Source organism: Streptomyces sp. NPDC002092, assembly GCF_053593775.1.
The window spans coordinates 13,260-39,706 of sequence record NZ_JBSFDG010000024.1 but is presented as its reverse complement, the minus strand read 5'-3'; the positions used below and the strand labels follow the sequence as shown (position 1 = coordinate 39,706).

At 69.5% G+C, this 26,447-nt stretch carries 24 protein-coding genes; 7 read left to right on the top strand and 17 right to left on the bottom strand.

Annotated features, from left to right (window positions below; translation table 11 throughout):
* Positions 1-172 precede the first annotated feature (172 nt).
* Positions 173-544 (bottom strand): hypothetical protein, encoded by a 372-nt coding sequence (locus ACWCRD_RS39155; protein ID WP_450970452.1) that lies wholly within the window; start codon positions 542-544, stop codon positions 173-175.
* A complete protein-coding gene (locus ACWCRD_RS39150; protein ID WP_450970451.1) occupies positions 541-804 on the bottom strand; it encodes a hypothetical protein in 264 nt (87 codons plus the stop codon). Before ACWCRD_RS39150 ends, ACWCRD_RS39155 begins: the two co-directional genes overlap by 4 nt.
* A 437-nt stretch (positions 805-1,241) precedes the next feature.
* Here ACWCRD_RS39150 and ACWCRD_RS39145 point away from each other — a divergent pair, with 437 nt between their 5' ends.
* Positions 1,242-1,556 carry a hypothetical protein gene (locus ACWCRD_RS39145; RefSeq protein ID WP_450970450.1) on the top strand — a complete coding sequence of 105 codons (315 nt, stop codon included), beginning with the start codon at positions 1,242-1,244 and terminating at the stop codon, positions 1,554-1,556.
* A gap of 404 nt (positions 1,557-1,960) precedes the next feature.
* A complete protein-coding gene (locus tag ACWCRD_RS39140; protein WP_450970449.1) occupies positions 1,961-2,725 on the top strand; it encodes a hypothetical protein in 765 nt (254 codons plus the stop codon).
* Between the two features lie 71 nt (positions 2,726-2,796).
* Here ACWCRD_RS39140 and ACWCRD_RS39135 read toward each other — a convergent pair whose 3' ends face one another.
* From ACWCRD_RS39135 to ACWCRD_RS39115, 5 genes are all read right to left on the bottom strand, one after another.
* A complete protein-coding gene (locus ACWCRD_RS39135; protein ID WP_450970448.1) occupies positions 2,797-3,057 on the bottom strand; it encodes a hypothetical protein in 261 nt (86 codons plus the stop codon).
* Positions 3,054-4,181 (bottom strand): WXG100 family type VII secretion target, encoded by a 1,128-nt coding sequence (locus ACWCRD_RS39130; protein WP_450970447.1) that lies wholly within the window; start codon positions 4,179-4,181, stop codon positions 3,054-3,056. The genes ACWCRD_RS39135 and ACWCRD_RS39130 overlap by 4 nt, the downstream gene beginning before the upstream one ends.
* 21 nt (positions 4,182-4,202) lie before the next feature.
* Positions 4,203-4,679 (bottom strand): hypothetical protein, encoded by a 477-nt coding sequence (locus ACWCRD_RS39125; RefSeq protein ID WP_450970446.1) that lies wholly within the window; start codon positions 4,677-4,679, stop codon positions 4,203-4,205.
* A 129-nt stretch (positions 4,680-4,808) separates the two neighbouring features.
* On the bottom strand, positions 4,809-5,396 hold the full coding sequence (locus ACWCRD_RS39120; RefSeq protein ID WP_450970445.1) for a hypothetical protein: 588 nt from the start codon (positions 5,394-5,396) through the stop codon (positions 4,809-4,811).
* A gap of 31 nt (positions 5,397-5,427) precedes the next feature.
* Positions 5,428-5,964, bottom strand: coding sequence for a hypothetical protein (locus ACWCRD_RS39115; protein WP_450970444.1), 537 nt, complete (start codon positions 5,962-5,964; stop codon positions 5,428-5,430).
* Positions 5,965-6,132: 168 nt separating this feature from the next.
* On the opposite strand from ACWCRD_RS39115, the gene ACWCRD_RS39110 reads away from it, so the two are divergent.
* The 3 genes from ACWCRD_RS39110 to ACWCRD_RS39100 are packed head-to-tail and all read left to right on the top strand — an operon-like array spanning position 6,133 to position 8,068.
* Positions 6,133-6,459 carry a hypothetical protein gene (locus tag ACWCRD_RS39110; protein WP_450970443.1) on the top strand — a complete coding sequence of 109 codons (327 nt, stop codon included), beginning with the start codon at positions 6,133-6,135 and terminating at the stop codon, positions 6,457-6,459.
* A gap of 20 nt (positions 6,460-6,479) precedes the next feature.
* Positions 6,480-7,625 (top strand): WXG100-like domain-containing protein, encoded by a 1,146-nt coding sequence (locus ACWCRD_RS39105; RefSeq protein ID WP_450970442.1) that lies wholly within the window; start codon positions 6,480-6,482, stop codon positions 7,623-7,625.
* A gap of 53 nt (positions 7,626-7,678) precedes the next feature.
* Positions 7,679-8,068 carry a hypothetical protein gene (locus tag ACWCRD_RS39100; RefSeq protein ID WP_450970441.1) on the top strand — a complete coding sequence of 130 codons (390 nt, stop codon included), beginning with the start codon at positions 7,679-7,681 and terminating at the stop codon, positions 8,066-8,068.
* 50 nt (positions 8,069-8,118) lie between these two features.
* Here ACWCRD_RS39100 and ACWCRD_RS39095 read toward each other — a convergent pair whose 3' ends face one another.
* The 7 genes from ACWCRD_RS39095 to ACWCRD_RS39065 form a co-directional block, all read right to left on the bottom strand.
* A complete protein-coding gene (locus tag ACWCRD_RS39095) occupies positions 8,119-8,334 on the bottom strand; it encodes a hypothetical protein (protein ID WP_450970440.1) in 216 nt (71 codons plus the stop codon).
* Positions 8,335-8,409: 75 nt separating this feature from the next.
* Positions 8,410-9,120: a hypothetical protein gene (locus ACWCRD_RS39090; RefSeq protein ID WP_450970439.1), complete on the bottom strand. Its 711-nt coding sequence runs from the start codon at positions 9,118-9,120 to the stop codon at positions 8,410-8,412.
* Positions 9,121-9,289: 169 nt separating this feature from the next.
* A complete protein-coding gene (locus tag ACWCRD_RS39085) occupies positions 9,290-10,045 on the bottom strand; it encodes an immunity 49 family protein (RefSeq protein ID WP_450970438.1) in 756 nt (251 codons plus the stop codon).
* A 137-nt stretch (positions 10,046-10,182) separates the two neighbouring features.
* Positions 10,183-12,081 (bottom strand): ATP-binding protein, encoded by a 1,899-nt coding sequence (locus ACWCRD_RS39080; protein ID WP_450970437.1) that lies wholly within the window; start codon positions 12,079-12,081, stop codon positions 10,183-10,185.
* A gap of 40 nt (positions 12,082-12,121) precedes the next feature.
* Complete coding sequence (locus tag ACWCRD_RS39075) at positions 12,122-12,448, bottom strand: hypothetical protein (protein ID WP_450970436.1); 327 nt, start codon at positions 12,446-12,448, stop codon at positions 12,122-12,124.
* A 42-nt stretch (positions 12,449-12,490) separates the two neighbouring features.
* Positions 12,491-13,309 carry an immunity 49 family protein gene (locus ACWCRD_RS39070; protein ID WP_450970435.1) on the bottom strand — a complete coding sequence of 273 codons (819 nt, stop codon included), beginning with the start codon at positions 13,307-13,309 and terminating at the stop codon, positions 12,491-12,493.
* 16 nt (positions 13,310-13,325) lie between these two features.
* Positions 13,326-18,860, bottom strand: a complete 5,535-nt coding sequence (locus ACWCRD_RS39065; RefSeq protein ID WP_450970434.1) for a toxin glutamine deamidase domain-containing protein — start codon at positions 18,858-18,860, stop codon at positions 13,326-13,328.
* Positions 18,861-19,311: 451 nt separating this feature from the next.
* Here ACWCRD_RS39065 and ACWCRD_RS39060 point away from each other — a divergent pair, with 451 nt between their 5' ends.
* Complete coding sequence (locus tag ACWCRD_RS39060) at positions 19,312-19,746, top strand: hypothetical protein (protein WP_450970433.1); 435 nt, start codon at positions 19,312-19,314, stop codon at positions 19,744-19,746.
* Between the two features lie 64 nt (positions 19,747-19,810).
* Here ACWCRD_RS39060 and ACWCRD_RS39055 read toward each other — a convergent pair whose 3' ends face one another.
* From ACWCRD_RS39055 to eccCa, 3 genes are all read right to left on the bottom strand, one after another.
* Positions 19,811-20,104: a DUF397 domain-containing protein gene (locus ACWCRD_RS39055; protein ID WP_389078686.1), complete on the bottom strand. Its 294-nt coding sequence runs from the start codon at positions 20,102-20,104 to the stop codon at positions 19,811-19,813.
* Positions 20,105-20,181: 77 nt separating this feature from the next.
* Positions 20,182-20,568 (bottom strand): hypothetical protein, encoded by a 387-nt coding sequence (locus tag ACWCRD_RS39050; RefSeq protein WP_450970432.1) that lies wholly within the window; start codon positions 20,566-20,568, stop codon positions 20,182-20,184.
* A gap of 149 nt (positions 20,569-20,717) precedes the next feature.
* Positions 20,718-24,662, bottom strand: a complete 3,945-nt coding sequence (gene eccCa, locus ACWCRD_RS39045; protein ID WP_450970431.1) for a type VII secretion protein EccCa — start codon at positions 24,660-24,662, stop codon at positions 20,718-20,720.
* A gap of 271 nt (positions 24,663-24,933) precedes the next feature.
* Between eccCa and eccD the strand changes: the two genes are divergently transcribed.
* Positions 24,934-26,397, top strand: coding sequence for a type VII secretion integral membrane protein EccD (gene eccD, locus ACWCRD_RS39040; RefSeq protein WP_450970430.1), 1,464 nt, complete (start codon positions 24,934-24,936; stop codon positions 26,395-26,397).
* The last annotated feature ends 50 nt before the right edge of the window (positions 26,398-26,447 follow it).

The following is a 26,447-nucleotide window of genomic DNA, read 5'->3' as shown; positions in this document are numbered from 1 at the left end:
TCTGCCTCGCCACCGCGTGCTATGGCGATACAGGCGGTGAACAGCGGGATTCAGGACTTACCGGCGTCGTTCAGCGCGTCCCACTGTCTGGCAGGGCGGTCTCGGACGTCACCTCGGCCACAACTGGGGAAGCGGAACCGAGGGTGTCATTGTGGCCCGGGGCCCCGACGGCTCAGGCCTTGCCGATGTCGACCGCCCACACGCCCGTACCGTTGTAGGCCTCGGGCGTGGCTGTCAAAACCTGCCCCTCGACGGCGCCAGCGATCGCGGCGTGGACGGCGTGGCCGTAGGCCCATTCCAGACCGGCTGCCACTACCTGTTCCACCGTTGCCGTGCCGGCGAAGTCGAGCGGTACGAATTCGAGGCCTGGCAGCGCTCCGACATGTGCTGCTGCGCCAGGGAGCTGAAGACTTGCGGCCACCAGGCACAGCGCTGGAATCTGGGCGCGTTGGTCGGGATCATCGACCTCAACCACAGCCAGGCCGGACAGCAGCCGATGACCACGACACAGAGCCACTACAGCTGTGTGGTCCAGAATGATCACCGGCGCTCCCCCACTTGCCTGGACGCGATCGCGGCACGCCATTCCTGCGCCTGCCGTACATCAGCCTCGCTGAAGTCCTCGCGCAGGTTCGCCCGAACGTATGCGATGCCTCGCGCGGAACGCTCTGCGCGCTCCGCCTCCGTCGGGGTTGCGGCGACCACACGTTCGACGTAGGCGCGTGTGCTCAGGCCGCGCTCCTCGGCGAGCGTGCGCAGGCGGTCTCTTATCGACTCACTGATCTTGATTGTGGTGTCAGCCATACCCTCAGAATACAGGTGAATACCGAGAGGCGCGAAGACGGCAAGCCGGTAGGCGCGCAGGCGCCCTCCGGCTTGGTCGAAGAGGCGCCGAAGGAGTAGTCCCCCAGTCGCGCAGCCGACGGCCCTGAGGGCAGTTGCACGTCGGGCCAAATCTTCTTGTGGGCGAGTTCCGGGACATCCCCGTCTCCATGAGATGTGCTGGGCAGCTGACGACAAGACGTGAACCGAACTCCCGTAGGCACAGGTCCGGTTCTAGGAGCAGGACGCACGGCAGCAGGCCGAGTTGGACTGTGAACACGCAGAGCGGACGCGCCGGTGCACGGGGTGTCCGGAAGTGGTGGCCAGGCCGAAGCTTCACTGGCCATGTCCTAGGGTGCAACGTTGCACGCCCTGGCGTGACTCCACTTCCAGACTGCTCACCATCACGGGGATCTCTTATGCGTTTCGCGGCAGTAATCGTCCTGATCGCCGCCCTGCTCGGGTCCGCCCCTGCTCTGGCTCAGGCGGCGCCGGGGCGTGACTCCGTCGAGCACGCCTCGCTGTCGTCGACGCGGACCAGCGTCGGCATCGGCAAGAGTCGCGGCGGCTACCGGAAGTCGAGCGGTGGTTACTCCTACCGCGACAACAACGGGAGTTCGTACTCGGGGAAGGGGAAGATGCCTCTGTGGCAGGCGTTCGTCGTCCTGTTCCTCTTCGGCGGACTCATTGTCTGGGGCGTCGTGAAGCTGGTGCGCAAGTTCCGGGCTGCGTGAGCGCCTGGCCGGGTCGGGACTTGTCCTCGCGACGAGAACACCGGTCAAACGGCCAGAGCAGCCATTGGGGGCCAGGATCAACTTCCGGGTCTCCGGAGGGCTGGCGCAGGGCGGAGTCCCTGAACCCACGCAGCTGCGCGATCTTCAGGCCATCGGTCGTCGCTTCGGTGAGCTCCATGAACTGGCATCGGCTACTGCCCACCCCCGCGCCCCTGCACACCGGCGACAACTCGGCACGCCCAGGCACCCGTCGCCCCGCCCCCCCGAATGAGGTCAAGCCGTGAAGACCCGGAGGGGATTTTGCCGACAAATCCGCTTATGCAACGCTTGGTTCGAGTTCTCGGACAGGCCCTTGCTTAGATGATCAAGCACGTTTGCACGCAATCAATCATCACGGGGTATTCATGCACACGCGTGTCCTGACCGTCCGACGCGCCGCCACCGCCCTCGCCTGCGCCGCGGCGATGGTGTCGCTCGCGGCCTGCAACAACGGCGACACCGGCTCCGCGGGGGCCGCGGGTGGCTCCACGCCGTCGAAGAGCACGGAGGCCAGTCCCGCTGCCAAGCCGAACGGCATCGAGAAACTCTCCGCGAAGGAGATCTACGACTCGGGCCACAAGGCCAACGCCGCCGCCGGCTCCTTCCGGGAGCAGATGACGCGCGGGGACACCAAGACCGACATGCTGCTGTCCGCCACGGAATGCGTCGGCACCGTCAAGATGTCGAAGGGCACCTTCCAGGTCATCCGCAAGGGCAACGACGTCTGGGCCAAGCCGGACTCGGCCATCGTCAAGGAGTTCAACTCCGACCTCGGCGCCAACACGCTCTCCGCCGACAAGTGGCTCCACGGCACGCCGAGCAACCCGCTGATGAAGGGCTTCGCCAGCTGGTGCCACCAGGAGCAGTTCACCGCACCCGACACGCTCGACGCGGGCAACAAGGTGACCAAGGGGAAGGTCACCGCGGTGGACGGGCAGCCGGCGGTGCCGGTCGTCATGACGGCGAAGGGGGACTCGGTCACCTGGTACGTGGCGACCACGGGCAAGCCGTACTACTTCAAGCAGGCCAGCAGCCGTGCGGACATGCAGAACCTGGTGTACTCGGACTTCGGCAAGCCGGTAGGCGCGCAGGCGCCCTCCGGCCCGGTCGAAGAGGCACCGAAGAAGTGATCCGGTAACCCCTGGTTACGCGGTCGTCGGCCCGGCGGGCAGTTGTCCGCCGGGCCGCGTCCCGTCCGGGCTCAGGGCCCGCAGGTCCCCGACTCGGCCGCGCACTGCCACCCCGAGAACCCGTCCCCGGGATGGTCGACGGCATGGTTGAACTGGATGAACCCGTAGACCACGACGACGGTGAACGCCACGGCGGCCAGCGCCGCCAACCACAGTGCGATCCGTCGTACGACCCGCGGTACGCCCCGCCGCGGCGTCCGGCGGCGGGCGGGCTCGCGGTCCCGGGGCGGTCTCGGCCCGGTGTTGCGCGGGGTGTGCCGGCCGGTCGTCATGCGCAGGACGTTATTTCGTCGGAGGTGCCGACCACGTCGAAGTCACGTCCCAGGCCCACGGTGTTGAGGTGGGCGATGTCGGCCTGCTCCAGGTTCATGCTGGCCGGGCCCCAGCCTCCGGTGGCGTTGGCCCGGTGTTCGCTGGGGACGCCCCAGTCGTAGCGCTTCTGGACCTCGACCCGGTAGGTGACCTCGCCGTCGTGGACGTAGCCGGTCAGCCGGTACTGGAAGTGGTTGAGCGCGTAGTACCACTCCGAACTGCTGTCTCCGTCCGCGGGGTTGGGCGCGGTGGACTTCCACTCGGTGGTGAACGGGCCGTCCGGGCGGCCGTGGACGTCCTTGCGCAGGGTCTCGTCGACGCCTGACCGGAAGGCCGGGATCTGGTCCATCATGGTCTGCGGCTCGACCTCCACCGTCTTGCCGCTGCCGTCCAGGTAGTGCTGGACCAGCCCGGCCGCCGTGGGCCAGTCCTTGACCGTGGCGAAGTACGCGGCGACGTTGTTCAGCTGGTTGCGGACCTTGTGGTCCTCGGCGTCGGGTTTGTCGATGTTGAACCTGCGGTTCTCGCTCTCGAAGTTGTGGGCCGTGCCGAACACCACCTTCAGGCTCTTGGCCAGCCACTCGTCCTCTTCGGCAGCCTGGCCGAGCACCCGGTTCAGCCGCTCCTGGAGGCCGTCGGCGGTGTGCTGGTGCTGCTCGTAGTTCTCGTGCACCTCGGGGTCGTCGGGGTTGTCGACCACGCACATCTCGATCCGGCCGTCCGCGCTGATCGTCATGCCGTTCTCCAGCGCCTCCTGCTGAAGCTGCAGCGCCTTGCGCTGGAGCTCCTCCAGGCCCTTGGTCCCGCCGGTGCCCTTCGCGCCGTCGGCCTCCTGGTCGAGGAAGTCGCGCAACCCCCTGACTTCCTGGTCCAGGGCGTCGATGTCCAGCTGCACGCGGTCGCAGTAGGCCTGTGCACGCTCACCCGCCTCGCCCTGCCAGTGGTCCTGGTGCAGCTTCTGGACCACGCCGTCGTGGAACTCCGTACGGGCGTCCTTGATCTTGCGGTGGATGGCGTTCCAGTTGTCGGCGAACGTCTCCAGGGCGTGCACGTCCAGCTCGATGAGCTGGTGGAAGGTGACCATGGTGCTGCTGCTTCCTCAGGCTCAACGGGACGGGTTCGGGGCGTGCGGGTCGGCGAACTGCGAGGCGGTCGACACCTCGTTGCCGTCGTACGCGTCCGCACTGTCGCGGAAGTTCCGCGCGGCCGTGTCCAGGCGGTCCGTGACGACCTTGAGCAGGTCCTCCCAGCGGTGCTGCATGGCGTCGATGCTGTCGACGAACGACCAGCCGGGCGCCGCCTTCGCCAGATCGCGGAAGGAGTCCTCGGCCGGGCCGCCGGTCTTGCGGAGCAACCCGGAGGCGGTGTCGCAGTCGTCGGCCCTGGCCCGAAGGAACGACGAGCTGACTCCCACGTCCGGGTCGCCGCCCCAGACCGGCGGCGCGGGCGGCGGAGGCGTGGGCGCAGGGCCCGGTGAGGGCGACGGCTCGGGTTGCGCGACCGTGGTCATGGCTGGTGCCGCGGTGGTCGCTGGCGCCGAGACCTGGGCATACGCCAGCCTCGGATCGACTGCATGGCTCATCGCCGTCTCCTCCAGAGCCGGTTGCCGGCTCTCACCCCGTACAGAAGGAACGTTCTTGATCAGCGTAGGGCAGCCGTCACTTGATGTGCCACCGTCATCCCCGTGCGCCCACCGGGGCCGGGCCCTCCGTCACGTGAAGAACACCACCAACAGGCTGACCACAAGGCCGAGCACGCCCACCGCGACCGTCACCAGGGCGGTGCGGAACAGGCCCCGGCTCTCGCCCTGGCCGTAGGGGAAGCCGGTGACGGCGCAGAAGAGGCCGACGGCCAGGGCGATCAGGGCGCCGAATCCCCAGGCGCAGCCGACGGCGATGGCCCGGGTCCAGCCGTGGTCCTGCATGTACGAGGTGTCGCTCGTCCGGCGGGCCTCGATGACGTGGCCGCGGGTGTACAGGGCGTCGCTCTTGAGTTCGGCGTTGAGGTCCTTGACGGTGGAGTCGGCGGAGGTGAAGGTGCCGTAGCACCACCTGGTCCTGGTCTTCTTCCGTGAACTCGACGTGCTCGACGAGCTGCGGTACTTGTACTCGACGGTGCAGGTCTGGACGGTGAGCTTGCCCGGGGTGGACGTGGCGTAGGTGTAGGGGCCGAGGTAGGCGCCGAGGGCCAGGGCGACGAGGCCTACGAGGATCAGGCCCGCGCCGATGAGGCGGCCGAGGCCCGTGCGGTCTCCCGGTGCGGCGGCGTTCGTCGCGGCGTTCCCGTGTACTTGTGTCATGGGGGTTCCTCAGGAGGGATACGGGCGGGCGTTACAGGGCGAGTGCGCAGACGAGTGCCGCCAGGGCGCCCAGGGCGAATACGCCGCCCAGGACGGGCCCGGTGACGCGTGAGGCCGGAAGACGCTGCCAGGACTCCGAGAGGGCGGGGCCGTTGCGGGCGCCGAAACCGGTGAGAAGGCAGAAAATGCCGAAAGCCACCAGGGAGAGGCAGAACGCGAGAATTGCGGCGTCTTTTCCTGGGGCCCGGTCCTCGGGCAGTTCGAACGTGCCGTCCGCTTGTACGACGGGGATTTTCGAACCGGTCTCGAAACGCGAAGACGTGTTCACCACGACGTCTTGGTAACTGGCCTTGCCGTCCTGCGCGGCCCAGTTTCCGGTGCAGCTGAACTCGAGCTGTGTCGTACGCCTGTGCGTGCCGTAGTGGGTCCTCGTGTGCGTTTCGCATGAAGAAACCGTGAGGGTTCCCTCGGTGCCGTCACCGGCGAGTTCACTGCGCAGTTCCGGAATGGTCACCACGGCGACGACCGCGGCCACGAGGAGCAGCCCCAGACCGACGAGTCTGCCCACCCAAAGGCTGCCTGTACTGCCGTAACGCGGCTGTGTTGTCACCACTGTTGGTCGTCCCCCTGGGAAGCTTTACGATCTTGACCGACGGTTTGCCGGGCCGTGCGCGAGGAGTCTAAGGTATCCGCCTGTCGTCCTATATGAATGCGCCAAGCAGTACGGGGGAGATTTATGGCGTTCGACGCCTTTGCTGTGGACACCGACGTACTCCGCAAGCAGGGAGTGAACTTCGCCGAACTCGGAGGCGATTTCACGAAGGCCTCCAAGCGGCTCCAGGACACCCTTGAAGGGCTTGGGGAACCGTGGGCGGACGCTGATTTCGGGGAGATCTTCGGGCAGGTCTACACGCCGGTTCGTGACGGAATCTTCACATCGATGGACAGCCTGGGGAAGCGGCTGGAGAAGATCGGGCACAACCTGCAGGACATGGCGCATAACTACGACGAATCGGAATCGTCGAACTATGTTCTGATGGACGGGATCTCGGGCCGAGTCTAATTAAATTCGGGGATATTGGCATGTCGCTCACACTGCCCAGCGAGCTTGTCTGGGTGCTCGATCTCCTCGGCTACAGCTGGCCCGAGGCCGATGAACAAGCACTGCACGATGTCGCCGAGGCCTGGCGGGCCTTCGGAAAGGACCTCGAAACGATCCAGACGGACGGCGACGGATTCGCCCGCACCATCCTGGCGAGCAACGCCGGTACGGCCGTCGACGAATTCACCAAGGGCTGGGGCGCCTACACCGGCGCGGGCGGCCAGGACAGCTACATCCCCGACGTGAAGACCGCGTGCGAGGTGATCGCCCTCGCCTTCGACGCGGCCGCGATCGCTGTCCTCACGGCGAAGCTGGCCGTGATCGCGCAACTCGTCGCCCTGGCCGTGGAGATCATCGCGGCGCAGGCGGCGGCCCCCTTCACCTTCGGGCTGTCCGAGGTCGGCGCGCTGGGCGCGACGCAGGCCGCGCGGGTGATCGTCCGTGAGCTGCTCAACAAGCTCAGGACGGAGGTCATGCAGGCGATCACCAAGGCCATGGAGCACGCCACCATGGACGCCCTCAAGAAGATCGCCAAGGAGCAGCTCGAGAAGATCACCAAGGAGAAGGTCAAGCAGTTCGCCAAGGACAAGATCAAGGAAGAGGCGAAGCAGTTCGTCCAGGAGAAGGTGGTGGACGCGGCCAAGGAGAAGGCCAAGGAAGCCGCCGTCGGAATGGCGCAGAACATCGCCCAGCAGAGCATCGAGACCCACTTCGACGAGCGGTCCGGAATCAACCTCGGAGAGACCACGGACGTCGCCGAGAAGGCGGGCGGCGAATACCTGGACGGCCTCAAGAACGAGGTCAAGGGCGGCGAAGGGTCGACCCTCGCGGGCTACACGGACGTGCAGGGGCACGTGGACAACGCCGTGGACCAGGCGACGGAGAAGGCCACCGGGGCGGTCGGGAATCGCGTACAGCACGGTGTCGACACGCTGTCCGGACACGGTGGCAACGCCGCGGAGTCGTCCGACGGGGCCGCGGACAGCTCCTCCGAGGCGGACTCGGACTCCGCCCACGCCACGCAGGCGTCCTCCCGCAGGACCGCGGCAGCCGCCTCGACGGTGGGCTCAGGCTCTGCGCACGCCTCCGGGGGCGCACAGGATTGGGCTCGAAGCGAGTTCGGGTGACGCCCCTCCCCGGTAGCGAACGACAACACACGACAGGAAGGACGGCCGGACCCATGACCGCGGACCGGGAGATCCAGGACGAGGAACTCATGGGGATCGCCCAGGACCCCGAACAGGCCCTGCGGCTGCGCCGCTCCCTGCGCACCATCGCCGGCGCGAGCTCGCTCGACCCCGCCCTGCGCGAGATGGCGGGTGAGGTGCTGAGCGGACGCCTCGACGTCAAGGACGCCTTCCAGGACCCCCGTTACACCGAGGCCGTGTACCAGCGGCTCCACGAGATGCGCCGGGCGGCCGACGACCAGACGTATGCCGAACGCCAGCAGTCCAAGGGTCGGTTCGCGGACTGGGACGCACGGCAGCAGGCCGAACTCGACCGCGAACGTGCCGAGCGGGACGCGCCCGTGCACGGTTCCGTAGGGGGAAAGCGGTCGGGCCGGCGCTGAGGCGCGGGCGGGGCGCCGGGGCATGCGCGTGGCTGCTCATCAGCACCGGTTCAGGCCATGCTGCCGAGTGTCACCAGCACCGCACAGATCCCCAGAGCGCAGGCGAAGGAGAGTGCCAGGTGTTTGCCGCTGCGGCTGCGGTAGCTGCGCAGGGCCTGCCAGATGCCGGTGGCGGCGACGACAGCCAGGGGGCCGCCTGCCGCACTGCGCCAGATGCGAGTCTGCCGTTGCGCCCGGCTTTCGTCACCCATGCCGTTCATCAGCATGGGCGGCAGGCTATGCGATCCGCAGCGGCCGAACGCGGCCGTGGCTGCACCGGCGCCGGCCCTCCGGCTGACACGTCACGCCGGACGGCGACTCTTGCCGACGAGGTACGCGACGCCCCAGGCGGCGCCGGCGGCGAGTACGAGGCTGAGCAGGGAGAACCAGTCGACTCCACCGGTGGCATCGCTGTGCCACCAGGCCTTGGCCGGGAGGAACGGGTTGTACTCCAGCATGTCCTTGAGTGCCATGAACGACTGTTCCTTGGCGATGATGAGCGGGAGGGCGTTGGCGTCGCCGAAGAAGGCGCCGAGCGCGGCGATGACGGCCCCGCCGATCCGGGCACCGTTGCTGCCGCGCCCCACCTTGCCGACCAGTGCGCCGACAATCGCGCCATTGAGAAGTGCGTGGCCCAAGGAGAGGGCGTTGGCCACGGCGTTGGATGTTATGTCCTTGTACGTGGCCAGGATGAGGCCGGTGTAGAGCGCCGACACGACGAAGGAGACCAACAACCCGAGGAACACCGCGCCGACGGCGTTACCGCCCCCGTTCGGCCGCTGCCCGAAGGGCGGCGCCTGGAACGGCGGTGTCGGCTGCATCGGGTACATCGGCTGCACCGGCGGCGGCCCCACGGGCTGCGGTCCGGCGTACATCGGGGGCTGCCCGGGCGGAGGAGCCGGTGGCCCGAACCCCGGCTGCGGCTGCGGGGGGACGGGCTGGGCGTAGGGATTCGGGTGGTTCTGCGGCGGCTGTGGTGGCTGCGGCGGCGGCTGGAAGGGCGGCTGGCTCATGGTTCCCCGTGGACTCAATGGAGTTGACTGGCAGAAGCAGCAAGTTATCAGTGAGATCAGGAGGGGGGTGGTGGAGCAGGAGCGGGCTGCGTGAAGGGTGCCGGCTCGTCGAGTGTCGAGCCGGAGCGGCCCGCGCCGGTCGACCGGTTCGACGAGCAACCGGCTCTCGTCAGGTCGGAAAGTCGCCGACCCGGCCGCGTGCCAGCAGGTACTTGGGGATGTAGCCGGACTCCACGTCGATGGGGACCCCCGCGTCGTGGGCGAGGCAGGCCATGGCCAGCGGTCCCAGTGCGACAAGGCCGCTGACCTGGGCGGCCGTGGATTCCTCCGCGGTCCAGTACTCCTTGTGCCACTCCAGGGCCTTGACCAGTTCGACATCGAAGCGCTCGCTGTCGCCTGTGACCAGGCGGTGGAACAGGTTGAGCGGGGGGTACAGGATGCGCAGCATCAGGCTGCGGTCGGCGACCTGCAGAGCGTCCGGATCGGTGCCGTTGATTGCGGCCATCAGCTTGTCGCCGATGCCGGGGCCCTGTTTCCAGTACGTCTGAAGCGTGTCGACCCAGTCGTAGATGTACTCGTCGAACACCGCTCCGGACTCGCGCAGCAGCGAGAGGGGGACGTTGCTCAGTTCTGTGAGCCGTTCGCGTTCGCGGCAGACGAGCGCCAGGTAGAAGGCGGTGAGCCAGTTGCCCGCGTTGGCGGGTGGCTGTGGGCTGATGGCGCGGATCGTGCGCGGCATACCCGAGATCAGGCACTCCACGGTGGGTTCCGGTGAGGTGGCGGACCGGAACAGGGCGGAGCCGATCTGCATGGCCGCGGCCCAGGCTTCCCAGGTCTCGATCCGGGCGGCGCGGGGATCAAGAGCGCAATGGCTCTTGGCGTTCGCGAGAGCCCTGTTCAGACCGGTGTTGAACGTGCTGGGCATGGTCTCGAGCTTCCGGACCCGCGCCTCGGCGTCGTCAACGAGTGCTTGCGCACCGAGAACACGGTCGGCAGGCACTTCATGTCGTGTGACTTGCGTAGTCATTTCCGCCTGTTCGGATCTGAACCGAGTAGGAGAGATCACGCGGCCCGCCGCATGGCTCCCGCAGCCGCCGGCTGGATGCGGAGGGCCTTCGCGCTGCGTTCGGTGGCTGCGACGAGGATGCCGTCGGGGGACAGGTCCACGGCCGTGAAGGGAACGTCCGAGAGCAGCTCTGCCACGACCTTGCGAGTTGCCCGGTCCCAGACGCGCACGTAGTCGGCGCCGCGGCTCAGGCCCAGTGGGGCGGCGGCCCGCTCCTCCTCGGACGGGTGCTGGACCTGCCCGGGGTCGGGGTCAGGGCCGGAGTCGTCGGATCGGACGAGGCGGTGCACGAGCACCGCGGAATCGGCCGGTACGACGAGGACGGCCACCGGGACGGGCTGTCCCTCGGCCCCGGGCAGGCTGCCGGCGGAAACCGCGCTGATGCCGGGCGCGGGCAGGCTCCACAGGGTCTGCCAGGGCAGGTCGAGGCCGAGCCGCCCGTGGATGGCGTCGGCGTACTCGAGCAGGCCGTCCTCCACGAAGGCCGTCTCCAGCAGGGCGGCACGCTGCGGCGCAGGCACCTGGGTGCGGGTGAGCAGGGCCGCCGTACGCAGGTACGTCCTGGCCGGTGCACCCAGTTCCTCGGCCGGTACCGCCTCGACGGCGGCCCGCAGCGGCACCGGAGCGGCGTGGACGAACAGCCCGGGATCCGTGAGGAGTTGGGGCAGCAGGCCCGCCTCCAGGGTGTGGCCCGCGATGTGGTCCCGTACATACGGGTCGGCCCTGCTCCAGTCCTGGTCCGGCACCGCCTCCAGCAGCGTCATCGCGATCTGCGTCTGGGCGGCACGGACGCTCGGCAGGCCGGCGCGCAGCTCCTCGCCGATGGCCGGGTGCAGCAGCCGTAGCAGCGTCCGCGTACTGCCGTCCCCGTCCCGCCGGACCGACTCGACGAACGGGCCGGCCAGCGCGCCGCTGTCCGCGAGGACGCCGCTCATGTCCTTGTCCGCAAGGGCGTTGACGAGCCGTGTCCACAGGTCGACGGGCAGACCGTCGCCCTCCGCGAGGGCCAGCGGCGCCAGGAGCTGACGCAGAGCCAGCGGGTCCGCTCCTAGGCGCCGGGCGTGCAGGTCGAGTGCCTGGCCGAGGGATGAGGGCAGGAGGGTCTCGTCGTACGGGGCGGCCGAGCCCGGACTCATCAGGAGGCTCCGGACGGCGAGCTGCACGGTGAGGGGGCTCGTTCCGGCCCGGCGTCCGATCGCCTCGGCCAGGGTCCGCCTCGCCGCAGCGTCCGAGGCGAAGGGCGGCTCCGGGGCGCCGGACTCCGGTCTGAGCAGCGCGTACGCCTGCAGCACCAGACCGCGCGGGTCGGCCCACTGCGGGTCGTCGAGGTCGATGATCTGCACCGTGCCGGGCGGGAGTTCACCTTCGAGCTCGGTGACGAGCTCGCGCGGTACGTCCGCGAGCAGCCGCACGTTCGCGGTGGCAGCGAGCGGCCTCAGCACCTCCCGTACGACGCGGGCCGGCTCGCCCGCCGTACGCACCGGACCCGCCCGGTCGACATCGGGCACAACCACCGTCTCGGTCCGGCCGAGGGCGCCGACGGCGGCGTAGACCTCTTCGAGGCGGCCGGCCCGGAGGCCGTAGTGGTCCGCGATGAGCCAGCCGAGCTGCGCCGCGGTCAGCCCCGCCGCGCTCGGCACCGCCGGGGCGGGGAGGTCGGGCGGCACGGTCGACGGGTCGAGGTCCGACAGCGGCAGCCGTCCGCGGAACTCCGGGTCGCACAGCATCAGGAAGCCGGTCAGCAGATGCGAACGCCCGCTGCCCGGGCTGCCGGTGAGGACGATCACCCGGGGTGCATCCGGCCGGCCCGACCGCCAGGCGGCGAGCGCACGCAGTACGGCGGTGCGTCCGCCCAGGTAGGGATGGGGTGCGTAGCCGTTGGTCGGGGCGGTCATCGGTGGGGGACCTCGCGGGTGCCGGAGTGGTGGACGAAGGCTAGGAGTTGCGACCGAGGTTCTGCCGGTACAGCGCGATCGCCTGCTCGGTCGGGTAGTTGGGGACGGTCACGCTCTCGCCGGTCTCCTTCGAGACCACGATCTTGGCTCCGCCGGGCGGGGCGGGCCGGGGCCGGCCGGCCGCGTCCGTGGTGGGCGGGAAGACCGCGTACACCAGGTAGCCGATGTCGAACTCGTGGACCCGCAGCTCGGCGGGCGTGCCGTCGGGCAGCTTGGGCTCGGCGTAACGCGAGCGGACGATCCCGAGGGCCTGGTCCGGGGTGGTGGGCGGGGTGTGGGGTGCCGGGGGCGGGGTGTCCGAGGTCATGGGCTTCCTTCGTCTGGCGCCTGGGGGCGGGGGCGGCTGGGGTCAGGTGGGGAACTCGTTGATCCAGGCACCTTCGAGGAGATGCTTCGGCAGGTACTCGGACTCGACGGTGATGGTGAAGCCGGCATCGACCGCGAGGCAGGACACGGCCAGCGGGCCCAGGGCCACGAGGCCCTCGGTGGTCAGCTCGCGGTCCTCGTCACGGGTCCAGTACTCCTTGTGCCACTCCACGGCCTTGGCCAGCTCGGCGTTGAACCTCTCCTGGTCACCGCGCGCCAGCTGGGTCAGGAGGTTCATCGGCGGATACATGATCTGCAGTACGCCGTCGCGCGGCGCGTGCCGCAGCGCGGCGGGATCCGTCCCCTCCACCGCGGCCACCAGTTTGTCGCCGAACTCCGGGCGCTTGAGCCAATAGGCCTGGAGCGCTTCCACCCAGTCGTAGACGTACTCGTCGAGAACCCCGTCGGCCTGCCGAAGACGCGAGACGGGGAAGTGGCACAGCTCGGTCATCCGCTTCTTCTCACGGCAGACACAGGCGAGCCAGAAGGCATTGAGCCAGTTGCCGGCGTGGGCGCGGGGCAGGGCGCCGGCGCGGACGGTCCGCATCTCATGACCGATGCGGTACTCGAAGGCGGTGCCGGCCGGGGCCTGTGCCGACACGAAGAGGGCGGAGCCGACCTGCATCGCGGTGACGCAGGCCTCCCAGGTCTCGAGCTTGTCGGACTCCGGGTCCAGGACGCAGTGCCGGCCGAGCAGCCCGATGGCGTCTGCCAGAACGTTCGAGAACCACGAGGGCTGGTTCTGCAGTCCGTCGACGTCCTCCCAGAAGTCGTCGGTGAGAGTCGGGAGGATCCTCGCCATGTTTCGCGTCGGGAAATCATGTCGCGGAATCTGCATCGCGTGCCTTCTCTTCTTCCGTTCTGATGTCGAACTGCTTCATCTCGTAACCCTGGTGCTTGCCCCCGGAGGAGTTGCCCTTGACGAGTATGTACTTCACCCGCGACGGGTCCGCTTCCAGCGCCTTTCTGAGGTCGCGTGCCAGTTGCCGCTCCGCGCTGGCGGCATCCAAATCGGCGTCGGTCCGGGCCGTGTCCAGGTTCCGGCGTGCGCGCGCATCCATCTCATGCAGGATCGTCTCAAAGTACGCGCGAGTGCCCTGCCGGACCCTCGGCACACCGGGACCCGGAGCGTTCTGGCTGTCCTGGCCGTCGTCGTTCCGCGCGCCGTCGCCTTGGTTCTGGCCCGGATCGTCCGGTGAAACGGACTGGTCGGAGCCGGTCTCCGGCGCGAGCCCCCGCCGTTCGCCGAGATCGGCGGTCAGGGAGCCCTTGGCCTCCACGACGACGAAGTGGGGCGGGTCGGTGTTCGGGTCCCGGTAGATCTGGTCGAACCGGTTGTTTCCCATGGCCCGGTCGTCGACGCGGTCGTAGTCCGGGAAGTGCCGGGGCATCACGTGGTGCTCGGCGACGGCCTCGCCGTAGTCCTCACTGGCCCGCGTCATCTTCCCGTGCAGAGGACTGTGCCTCGCGTCGGCTTCCTCGAATTTCTTCAGATTCTCCGGGGTCTTGTTCGCCTCGTAGGCGTCCTTGGCCGCCTTGCGGTCCTTGTGCGGCTGGTTGTCGGCGTCGATCGCATCCTGACGTTCCTTGGCGGCCCGGTCGAGCCGCTTCAGGTTGTCGTCGGAGATCTCCGTGTGCCGCTCACCCGAACCCGCGCCCTCGTCGATATAGGACTCCGGATCGGCCTCCGGTGCGTCGTTGGCAAGCATCCAGGGAGCGTTCGGATCGTTCGTGGGATGCAACTGCGGGACGGGACGGCCGTCCTCGGCGGGTGCGGTCACGCTCCGGCGGTAGCCGCTCCTCGGGTGGTAGTACTTCTCGAACCAGGCCCTGTCCTTCGGGTCGTTCGAATTGGCCCGCGCGAGCATGTCCAGATCACGCTGCCTGCGCTGGTCCGGGTCGCCTGAACCGTCGCCTGCGGGCTCCGCCGGACCGGACGGGTGTTCCGGGTGCGCGGGCCTGGGCGGCTGCGCCGACTGCTCGGCGGCGATGTCGCCGTACAGCGGCTTCTTCCCGTTGACGGAGTCCTTGACGTAGTGGGCGGCATCGGCGTTCCTGCCGTCCGGCGGGCTCTCGCGCTGGGGAACCGCGGAGTCCTTGGTCATGTTGCCGGGGTGGTCGCGGTGGTCGTCGGCAGGGGACTGGTCCGGGCTTTCGGGACGAGTGTGGTCCGAGCTGTCGGGCCGGTCCGCGTCCGGTGCCGCCGGCCGCGGATCTTCGGCGTGATCGGGGTGTTCCCGGTCCGGCATCGGCTCGTTGTCCGCACGCCGTCCGTCGGACCGCTCGTCGGTCTCCGGGCTTTTCCGTGGCGGGGTATGCGTCTGCGGGTCCGAGGTGCGCGGGTCCTGAACGCGTGGATCGGACGTACGTGGATCGGACGTACGTGGATCGGACGTACGGGGATCGGACGTACGGGGGTCGTGCGCGCGGGGATCCGGGCTGTGAGGGTCGGACGCCCGCGGGTCCTGGGCACGGGGATCCGCGGCGCGCGGGTCGGTGGTGCGCGGGTCCGAAGGCGCGGTGGTCTGCTGAGGTGTGTGCCGGTCCGTGGTGGGGTCGGTCGGGGTGTCCGTCTCGGTCCGGGCGGGGGTGGAGGTCTTGTCCGGGGTGCCGTTGTCGGTGGCGTCGGACGTGGCGTGCGCGGGTGGCCGCTGCTCGGGAGAGGGGTCGGGCCGGGACGGAGCTTCGGTCGTCGCGGTCGGCTGCTCTTCGTCCTTGCGGAGAGTGTGGTCCCGCTCGTCGGGATGCGCCACTTCGCTCGGGTGCGCCTGCTGGTCCGGGGTGCTCGGTGTCTCGCTCCGGGGGCGGCCGTTCTCGTCGCCGGGCTCGCTGTTCGCCGGGTCCGGCGACGAGGTGTTCGGGTCGGCCGTCGACGGCTGGGCGGGGTCGGCGTCGGCCGAGGAGTCCTGGTCCGCCGCCGCAGGGGCGTCGGTTCCCGTGTCGGTGTCGTCGTGCTGCTTCGGGGGGTCGGCCGAGACCTCGTTCTGCGGGGCCTGGCCGTTTTCCTGCTGCCCGTCGTTCTGGGCGTTGTCCGGCTGGGAGCCGTCGCCGTTCTCGTTCTGCGACTCGCCGCTCTGGCTCTCCGTGCCGTTCGTCTGCGGCTGGCCGGTGTCGATCGGGTTGCGGTCGGCGTCCAGCGGGATGTGCCACACGTGCGCCGCCTGGTCGATGTGCAGGGGCTGGCTGCTGACCTGGCCGCTCTGGGTGTCGACCCAGACGATGTTGCCGTTGTGGTTGACCACGTTGAAGGCGTGGCCGCCCCCGCCCGGCCAGTCGACCTGGACGATGGCTGCCGAGCCGGGGCCCGCCTGCTGGAGGGTGTTCGCGATGTTGTCGGCGGTGGCGGGGTCACCGCCGGGACCGGCGTAGGTGTGGGCGGCGCCGGTCCAGCGGATCTGGTTCTCGTTCGCGTCGTCCTCGGGGGACCAGTGGTCCGGCTTGCCGTTCGCGTCGGTGTCCAGGGTGCGCGGGGCCGAGACCTGCGGGTTTCCGTACCAGGTCTCCAGGAACGAACGGGAGCAGTCGGCGCAGTTGTTGCTGCGTCCGGGGACGTTGACGCCGCCGTCGTTCTGGAGCTGGGACCAGTTGCCCTCGAAGGGGTCGGGGAAGCGCTGCGGGGTGCCGTCCTCGTTGTGCGGCACCGCGTCGACCAGCGCCTGCTGATCGGCGGGGTCGGGCTCCGTCAGGCCTCCGGGGTGGTGGTCCAGGTCGGAACGGATGTCCTGGAGGCTGTCCTGCTGCGGGTGCTGCTGGTTGCCGGCGTCGCCCGGGGTGGCCTGGGGCGAGCCCGGTGCCTGCGGCGTGGCGAGGCCCGTGTGCGACGGTGCCGCCGGTGCCGCCGGGGTGCGGACGACGGTGTGGACCGGGATCGGCGTCACCTGCTGCTGGTGCTGCTGCGGGTTGTTGGGCTGCGCGGTCGGTTGCGGCGGGGAGCCGGGCGGACTGCCCGCGGGCTGCTGCGGCGGCCTGTTGGGAGTGGGGTCGGCCCCGGTGCCCGGCCGGTTCTGGGACCCGGGAGTGCTGGACGTGCCGCCAGGCGTGCCGGGGGTGTCGGCGGGGCCGGGCCGGTTCGAGGAGTTGGGCGTACGACCGCTCGGCGCCGACGAGCCCGAGGTGCCGTTGCCCGGCGTCGAGGTGCGATCCGAACCGGAGCCGGTCGAGGTGGAGGGCGTCGTCGTGGAGGTGCCGGTGGACGGCGATGTGGTCCTGGAGGACGAGGACTGGGCCGGGTTCTGAGTCGCGGTGCTCGGGTTCGAGCTCTGCCCCGTGGCGTTGCTGCGAGCGTCGCTGGTCGGGTCGGTGGTGTTGGTACGGGTGCTACCGGCCGGGCCGGTGGTACTGGGACGAGTGCTACCGGTCGGGTCCGCGGAGGTTCGGGGCGTGGTGCCGTCGCCCGGCCTTGTGCCGGGAGTGGTGCGGGGCGTGGTGCCGTCGCCCGGCCTCGTGTCCGTGGGGGTGCGCGGCGTGGTGCCGTCGCCCGGTCTCGTACCGGGCGTGTTCCTCGGTGTCGTGCCGTCCCCCGGCGTCGTGCTTCCGGGGGTGCGCTGGGTCGGTGTCCGCCCGTCCGGGGTGCCGGGAGTGCGGCCGTCCGTCGTACCGGGGATGCGCCCGTCCCCCGTACCGGAGACACGAAGACCCGCACCACCGCTGACGCGACCATCCGTCGTCGCTGACGCCGATGCCGACGCGGTCGTACCGGACCCCGTAGCCGAAGTGGTATTTGCTGTAACGGAGTTGGGCGCAGAGCTGCTCGGGCTCGCGCCGGACGGCGCGCTGCTGCCGGCCGCAGCGCCGTGGTGCGAGCCGCCGCCGACCCCTCCTGCCGTGGCAGGCGCGACGGGCGATGTCGGTATGCCGGAGCCGCCGTCCGCGCGGCCTGGGCCCCCACCGTTGGGGGAAGGATCACTGGTCGTCGGAGCAGCGGTGGGCGTTGCGGTGGTGTGCGTGGGGGTGCTGGCGGCCAGGCTGTCGATGTTGGTGCTGATTCCGCCGTGGCCGCCCGTCGACGTCGACGGAGGCATCCCCCCTGACGATGCGGAGGCCGCCACGGAATGCACCGTCGGCGACGAGAGGCCGGACACGGACGAGCCGCCGCCGGAGTGGGACGGACCGGAGGCGCCCGGACCGTCGGACGCGCCCCCGGAGTCCGCGCCGCCCGGGGACGCTCCGTCCGGCGAGGGATCATCGAAGTCGGAGAGCGTCGGACCCGAGTGGGACAGCGTCGGCCTCGGGGTCCCGGAGTCGGACCCGGTACCCGAGTCGGTGCCGGATCCGGAGTCCGGTCCCGAGTCGGATCCCGGCCCCGCTCCCAGATCCGGCCCGCCGATGCCGTTGCCGCCGGTGTCGGCGGATATCCCGCCACCGATGTTCGTGCCGACATCGCCGCCCAAACGCGTCGACGTCGAGGAGTCCGGCCCCGACGAGTGCGAGCCGTTGGAGTCGGAGCCGGACGAGGACGAGTCGGAGGACGAGTTCGAACCGCCCTCACCGACCGACGAGTCGGCCCCGTTCGAACTCCCGTCACCGCCGGATGAGTTGGAGTCACCATCAGCGTCGGACGAGTTCGAGTCCCCGTCCCCGTGCCCGCCCTCGGACCCCCCGCCGTGCCCGTCGATCCGGCTGTCGATCGCATGGTGGGCCCGATGCCCCGCCTTCTCGCCCAGGCTGTCCCGCACACCCTCGGCAAGGGTCTGCGGGGTCTGCTTGATGGCGTCCCAGCCGGCGCCGGCGCCCTGCTTGGCGGTGGTGGCGAGGTCGTAGCCCTCCTGGGCGCCGAAGCCGACGTTCACCGTCTGGCGGATCAGGTCGGTGATGATCGCCTCGATCATCGAGATCGCGGGCTCCTTCATCGCCTCGACGATCGCCTCGAGCAGCGCGTCCTTGAGCTCCTTGAGGAGCCGGCGCACGATCAGCCGGGCGGCCTGGGTCGCGCCCAGCGCGCCGACCTCGGACAGGCCGAAGGTGAAGGGCGCGGCGGCCTGGGCCGCGGCGATCTCGATGGCCAGGGCGATGAGTTGGGCGATGACCGCCCATTTCGCGAACTCGACGAGGTAGGCGCACGCCTCCAGTACGGTCGCGATGATGTACGCGGCCTGGGCGGCGTTCTGGAGGTACCCGCCACCGCCCCCGCCGTCGAACTTGGCGTACGTCTTGGTGAACGCGTCGATCGACTCACCGGCGTTGTGGGCCACCACCTGGCGGGCGCTGGTGTTCGCCTTGGTGTGCAGTTCGGTGACGTCGTCGCCGAACTTCCGCCACAGCTTGGCGCAGTCCTTGAGCTTGTCCTCGTCTGCCGTCGGCCAGTTGTAGCCGAGCATCTCGAGAACCCATTCGAGCTCGTCCGGCAGCATCATGGACACAGCAGAAAGTCCCCCCCGTCAGATGACACGGCCGTACAACTCCCTCATCGGTCAAGGGAAGTCACACAGAAGTACAGCCGTTGGTAAAGCTTACGGAATCACCCGTGGACAACTTCAGAGGACTGCTGTCACAAATCCGTCGCAGGTCCTGCGCAGATCCTGACGGTGTGTTCGGCGCGTGATGGCTTCGGCGGACCTGGATCCCGTGGACGTACTTGGAGTCGCATTTCAGGTCGTGCCGAGCAGCGTGTGGGCCGTCTTGTACTCGGCCTCAGGGGAGTTGCAGTCGCCGAGTCCGGGTCGTGCGTCGCGTCCTGGGAGGCCTGCGCGGACGCCGCGGCCGGCGTGTTCCCACGCCGCCCGCACGACACTCGCGCGTGACGCGAGATACTGCCGGTGTCCGAGAACGTCCGAGAGACGACGCCGGCGAGAGAAGCGGAGCGACATGACCAGGCGAACCGAGAACTCACCGACCCCGTCCGGCTCTTCGCCGGAGCGAGGCGTGCTGGACGAGGCGCTCGCACCGGAGCAGATTCGTTCCCTGAACTCCGCGCTGCGCAAGCTGTCCGAGAACGACGGCGTCGGAAAGGACCTCCAGGACGCGGCGAAGAAGCTGCTCTCCGGCCGCCTGCCCCTGCGCGACGCCCTCGACGACCCCGCGGTGGCCCGCGCCCTGGGCGGTGGCATGGCGTCCCTGCGCGGCCAGTGGGAGTCGCTCTCCGAGGAGGAACGCGACCAGGTCAGGCACGGTGAGCCGCTGACCGGCGCAAGCCGGCCCGGCGACCCGTCCGAGCCGAGGAGGCCGGAGGCGGAGGGCCAGTCGTCACCCACCGGCAAGAAGAACCAGGGCCGCCACAGCGGCGGTTTCTCGCTGTACTGATCACCGCATCCTCCAGCGGCGCCGTGCCCGGCCCCGCCCCCTCGGGGACGCGGGGCCGTAGTGTCTAGTCGGCCGAAACCCCGCCGTTGTGCGGGGCGGGCTCCAGGTCGAACTCCCCGTCCCGTGCGCCCAGTACGAACGCCCGCCACTCCGCCTCGGTGTACCGCAGCACCGTGTCGGGATCGAGGGACGACCGCATGGCCACGGCGCCCTCGGGCAGGTACGCGATCTCGACCCGCTCCTCGTGCTCCTCGGTACCGGGCGCGCTGTGCCACTCCACGCCGGAGATGTCGAGGGCGTACAGCTCGTCCCGCTCCCGCTCCTTGCGCGCCTTGATCTGTTCTGCCGTCTCCGCCATGGTGCGGGGCCTCTTCCTGACATGTGAACCACGTACGCGTCCCACCCTACGTGCGGGCACCACGCATCCGCCGTGGATCAGGTGTTTTGCGCCTTGACGACCATGGTCTGTGATACCCCGGGCGGCAGCTTCACCTGACCGTCGAACTCTGCGGTCGTCTTCCGCCAGATGTCGACCTGCTCGGCCTCGTTCTCTTCGTGGGCCACGCCCATCTTGGTGAAGGCGACGCCCATGCCCGCCAGCCGCTCCGCCAGGCTGCCCATCGACTGGTACATGCCGTCGCGCAGACCCTCGTAGGCGACGCCGAACTTCTCGCCGATGTCGTCGTCGCCCCACGGCGGGGTGTCGCCCTGTTCCAGCGCTGTCAGTCCGTTCTGCAGCGCGGTCACGGCCTTCGAGAAGTCCTGGCCGACCGAGTACATGTTGAAGCCCTCGGTCTTGAGGACTTTGGGATCGGAATCCATGTGGTCCGACGGCACAACTGCCCCCCGTGGCTCGTCCGTTCATGTTCTCTCCTGCAACGCCACCTTAGCGGCCTGCACTGACAACGCAGGAGGGGGCGGTACCCGCGCGGGTACCGCCCCCTCCCGCAGCCACAGCTGCAACCGCAGCCTCAGAACCGGGCCGGCAGCCAGCCCGTCTGAATCAGCTGTCCACCGCGTCGCCGCGTGTGGAAGTACCCACGTCCCGGCGGCAGTTGGGACGCCGTGATGTTGCCGAGCAGCGCACCCTCCGACCGGTCGCCGGAGAGCACCAGACCCTGGGCGCCGAGCTCGCGCATCCGCTGCATCACCGGCTCGTACAGCGACCTGCTGGCACCGCCCGAGGATCGCGCGATGATGATGCGCAGACCGACGTCACGGGCGAACGGCAGGTACTCCAGGAGCGGGGCCAGCGGGTTCACGCCGGTCGCCACCAGGTCGTAGTCGTCGACGATGACGAACGCGTCCGGGCTGCTGTACCAGGAGCGGTTGCGCAGCTGCTCGGGCGTGACGTCCGGGCCCGGCATACGCCGGTGCATCGAACCGGCCAGGCCCTCCAGCGTCTCCGTCAGGGCGGGCGCCGACGCGCAGTACCGCGACAGATGCGAGTCGGGCACGCCCTCCAGGTGCGCACGCCGGTAGTCGCCCATGACGATCTTCGCCTGGTCCGGCGTGTAGCGCTCGGTGATCTGCTTGATGAGCAGCCGCAGCATCGCGGACTTACCGGACTCGCTCTCACCGAACACGATGAACAGCGGGTCGGTCTCGAAGTCGACGAAGACCGGCGCGAGCGAGGACTCGTCGATGCCGATGGCGACACCGCGGTCCGGGTGCTCGAACCCCTTGGGCAGCCGGTCCGAGGACAGCATGGTGGGCAGCAGCCGTACGGCCGGAGCGTGGTTGCCCTGCCAGTTGTCGTTGATGCCGCGGATGAGGATCGACGTCGCCTCGGAGAGGTCCTCGGTCGCCGAGGAGCCGTCGACCCGGGGCAGCGCGGTCATGAAGTGCAGCTTTTCCTGCGTCAGACCACGGCCCGGCACCGCAGCCGGGACATTCTGCGCGATCTTGCGGTCGACCTCGGACTCCGTCGGGTCACCGAGCCTGAGCTCGATGCGGTTCTGCAGCATGTCCTTGAGCGCGGGCCGCACTTCGGTGTAGCGGCTCGCGGTGAGGATCACGTGCACACCGAAGCCGAGACCGCGCGTCGCGATCTCCGTGACGGTGGACTCCAGCAGCTCGTAGTCCTGCTTGAAGGTGGCCCAGCCGTCGATGACGAGGAAGACATCGCCCCAGATCTGGTCGGGCAGATGGCCCGCGGCCCGGCGCTGCCGGTAGGTCTGGATCGAGTCGACGTTGTTCGTGCGGAAGTACTCCTCGCGCGCGTTGAGGATCCCCTCGACCTCGCTGACCGTACGGCGCACCTTCTCCGCGTCGAGACGGTTCGCGACCCCGCCGACGTGCGCCAGGTCCTCCATCGCGATCAGGGAGCCGCCGCCGAAGTCCAGGCAGTAGAACTGCACTTCGGACGGGGTGTGGGTGAGCGCGAACGACGAGATGAGCGAACGCAGCAGTGTCGACTTGCCGGACTGCGGGCCGCCGACGAACAGACCGTGGCCGGCACCGCCGGAGAAGTCCCGGTAGAGCACGTCACGCCGCTGCTCGAACGGCTTGTCCACCAGGCCGACCGGCACATTGAGCCGGCCCAGCGCCGTGTAGTCGGGCGCGGTCAGGCCGCGCTCCGGGTGCACGGCGAGCTGGGGGAGGAGCTGCTCCAGCGAGGGCGCCTCCTCCAGCGGGGGCAGCCACACCTGGTGTGCGGGCGGTCCCTGGTTGACCATCCGGCCGACGAGGACGTCCAGGACGGTGTCGGCGAGCGCGTCGTCCACCCGGTTGTCGGGCTCCGGCTCCTCGATCACCGGCTGCGGGGGCAGCGCCACATGCTCCGCCGTGAACAGCGCGGGCCGCAGCTGCGTCGAGCGGTGCACCCGGGAGGGGCCTTCGCCGTGGTACGGCCCCGACACGTACGCCGCCTTGAAGCGGACCATGGTGTCGGTGTCGTAGCGCAGATAACCGGAACCGGGGATCGACGGCAGGTGGTAGGCGTCCGGGACACCGATCGCCGTACGCGACTCGGCGGCGGAGAAGGTCCGCAGACCGATCCGGTACGACAGGTAGGTGTCCAGGCCGCGCAGCTTGCCCTCCTCCAGGCGCTGCGAGGCCAGGAGCAGGTGGATGCCCAGCGAACGGCCGATACGGCCGATCTGGATGAACATGTCGATGAAGTCGGGCTTGGCGGTGAGGAGTTCGGAGAACTCGTCGAGGACGATCACCAGCGACGCCATCGGTTCGAGGGCGGCGCCGGCGGCCCGGGCCTTCTCGTAGTCGTGCAGGTTGGCGTAGTTGCCCGCCGAGCGCAGCAGCTCCTGGCGGCGCTGCGTCTCACCCATGATCGAGTCGCGCATGCGGTCGACGAGGGTGAGGTCGTCGGCGAGGTTGGTGATGACGGCCGCGGTGTGCGGCATGTCCGCCATACCGGCGAAGGTCGCACCGCCCTTGAAGTCCGCGAGGATGAAGTTCAGCGTCTCCGAGGAGTGCGTCACCGCGAGACCGAGCACCAGCGTACGCAGCACCTCGGACTTGCCGGAACCGGTGGCGCCGACGCACAGGCCGTGCGGGCCCATGCCCTCCTGCGAGGCCTCCTTGAGGTCCAGCATGACCGGCTCGCCGTTCTCGCCGACACCGATCGGCACCCGCAGCCGCTCGTGCAGCGTGCGCGGCCGCCAGGTGCGGGAGACCTCGACGGTGCCCGCGTCGCCGATACCCATGAGGTCGGTGAAGTCCAGGTTGGAGAGCAGGGGTTCACCCTCCTCCGCCGAACCGACCCGGAAGGGCGCCAGCTGCCGGGCCAGGGACTCGGCCTGCTCCGTCTTCAGCACATCGGCTTTGCCGGTGTACGCCGACTCGTGGCCGACGAACAGCTGCATCCGCTCCGGCTTCACATACGCCGTCAGACCGGCGCGCAGCTCCTCCTCCAGCTCGCCCGGGGCGATCTCCAGGAAGGTGACGCCCTGGAGCCCTTCGGAACTGGCGAGTTCGGAGTCCGGCGGCACGGTGCCGCCGTCGAGGACCACGATCAGATGTGGCTGGTCGTAGACGGGGGTCGCCTCACGGTTCCAGCGGGGCCGGTCGTCCAACTGGCCTGCCAGCGCCTCCTCCAGCTCCCCGAGGTCGTCGAAGAGGAGCCGGGCCGAGCCCGCTCCGTCCTTGGCCTTCGGGTGCTGGCTGTGCGGCAGCCACTTGATCCAGTCCCAGTCCGCCGCCGCGGACGGGTGTGCCACCACGGCGACCATCAGGTCTTCCGGCGAGTGCAGCGTCGCCAACTGGCAAATGGCCGCACGGGCGTTGCCGTAGACCGTGTCCGTGTCGCCGGCGATCGTCACGTGGTAGAAGGCGCGCAGCGAGATGGAGACCGGCAGGTCGTGCAGGCTGCCGTGGGCGTCGAGGAACGCCTTCATGGCCGCCGCGGTCAGCGGCTCCAGCTCCTCCTTGGGCGCCGTGTCCGGGGCGACGAGCGGCGTGTTCAGCTGCTGGATGCCGCGGCCGATCCGTACGGAGGCGAAGTCCGCGTCGGTCGGGCGCCGCTCCCACAGCCGTTTGCCGTCGGCGGCCACCGCCCACAGCTGCTCCGGGTCCGGGTGCTGGAAGAGCTGGCTCTGCCGCTGCAGTTCCGCGGTCTTGTGCACGTCCTTGCGGACCTGCTCCAGATAGCGGAAGTAGTCACGACGGTCCTGCGCCATCCCCGCGCCGCCGCCCTGCCGGGACTTGGCGAACTGCGCGATGGCCATGGCCAGCGTCGAGGCGAGCATCAGCCCGCCGACCACCCTCATGTAAGGGGGGAGGTTGGGCATGAAGAAGAAGCCGACGGAACCCAGCATGCCCATCATGGGCAGCAGGTTCATCAGCATGCTCTCGTCGCCCTCACGAGGGATCTCGGGGGGCGTCTCCAGTTTGACCTCGCCGTCCGGCACCACCGGGGGTGGTATCCGCGGTGGCCGTTTGATGATGACGACGCTCACCGATGCACTCATCCTTCGTGATTGAAACGTCTTGGCATCGACGCCCCCGTGTACCGCGACGTGTTCCCGTTCGCGTAGGCGTCGTTCGCGTGCAGTCGTCGATCCTACTGATGCCCCCGGTCAGCAGGAGAGCCAGGAGGATGGAGATGCGGAGGGGGTACGGGGAGAATTGAGGGAGGCAGCCCCAACACCCCGCAGAGCAAGGGATAGGGTGGCGCTTCGCGTCGTACGAACTGCATGAAGCAGCCTTGTCTAGCAGGGGGAACACCAGGTGAGCACGGGGACTTCGACAGGTTTCTGCCGAATCACCATCGCAGCGCCGGACAGCCGAGTCGATGTCGCGCTGCCGGAGGACCTGCCGATCCAGGACCTCTTTCCTGAGATCATCAGGCTCTCGGGCCTGGTCCAGTCGGACACCAGTCTTGCCGGTTATCACCTGGTGACCCGCGAGGGTCAGGTGCTCGACGCGAGCCGTTCGTTGCTGGAGCACCGGGTCAGGGACGGCGAGGTGCTGCTGCTGCGGACCTTCGCCGACTCCCTGCCGCCGGCCGTCCACGACGACGTCGTGGACGCCATCGCCGCCGCGGTCAAGCAGGACATCCGCAGCTGGAACGACAACCTGATGCGGGTGGCCGGTCTCGTCGCCGGTTCGCTGCTCCTTGTCATGCTCGGCTTCGTCTTCTGGTTCGCGGACCCGATCCGGCACGACATGCACGGCCTGCAGGGCATCCTCGCGGGCGTGACCGCGCTCGGCCTGACGGCACTCGCCGGTGTACGGGCGCGGGTCTACGACGACCGGGGCTCCGCCGTGGCGCTCGGCATCTCGGCGCTGCCGCACGCGCTCATCGCGGGCTCCGGTGTCCTCGCGCAGGGCGCGCACGAAGGCCCCGGAAGGCTCCAGTTCCTCGTCGGCTGCGTCGCCGTACTGCTGTTCTCCGTCGTGCTGATCATGCTGCTGCCGCAGGGCGACGCCCCGTTCGTGGCCGCCGCGCTGGCCTCCGTGATCGGTACGCTCGCCGTGTTCTGCGGTGTGCTGACCGACGCGGCGCCGCGGGAGATCGCCGCGGGCACCTCGGTGGTCGCCCTGGCGGTCGTCGGCTTCCTGCCCGGCTGGTCGGCCCGGTTCGCCAAGCTGCCGATCGGCTTCCGCAACCCCGAGGACCTCGCCCGGGCCCGCCGTGAGGGCCGCGAGGGCGACCTCGAAGCCGTCGACGTCCAGCGCATCGTCGCCCAGACCAGCCGCGGCCACGAACTGCTGCTCGGCCTGGTGGGCGGATGCGCCGCCGTCATCGTCGGCGCGGGCGGCGCGGTGCTCGGCTTCAGCGACAGCGGCTGGGCCCAGCTGCTGGCCCTGTGCACCGGCCTCGCCGCGATGCTGCGGGCGCGTCTGTTCCGCTACACCGCCCAGGTCACCTGCCTGTTCGTGGCCGGTGTCATCACGCTCGGCCTGCTGGTCCTCGGCCTTGCGATCTCGCCGCCGGCCGACATCATCATCCAGCTGCTCCAGAACAACCACGGCCCGGTCGACGTACGGACCCTGTGGCTCGGCGCCTCGGTCGCGGCCGGTGTGCTGCTCCTGATCGCGATCGCCCTGATCGTGCCGCAGAAGGGCCTCTCGCCGTTCTGGGGCCGCATGCTCGACCTCGCGGACTCGCTGGTCCTGCTCTCCCTCGTCCCGGTCTGCCTGGCGGTCCTCGACGTCTACGGCAAGGTCCGCGGCGGCATCGGGAACTGAGACCCGCCCGGCGACAGACCTCGACGCCCCACACCCTGCACGCAGGGCGT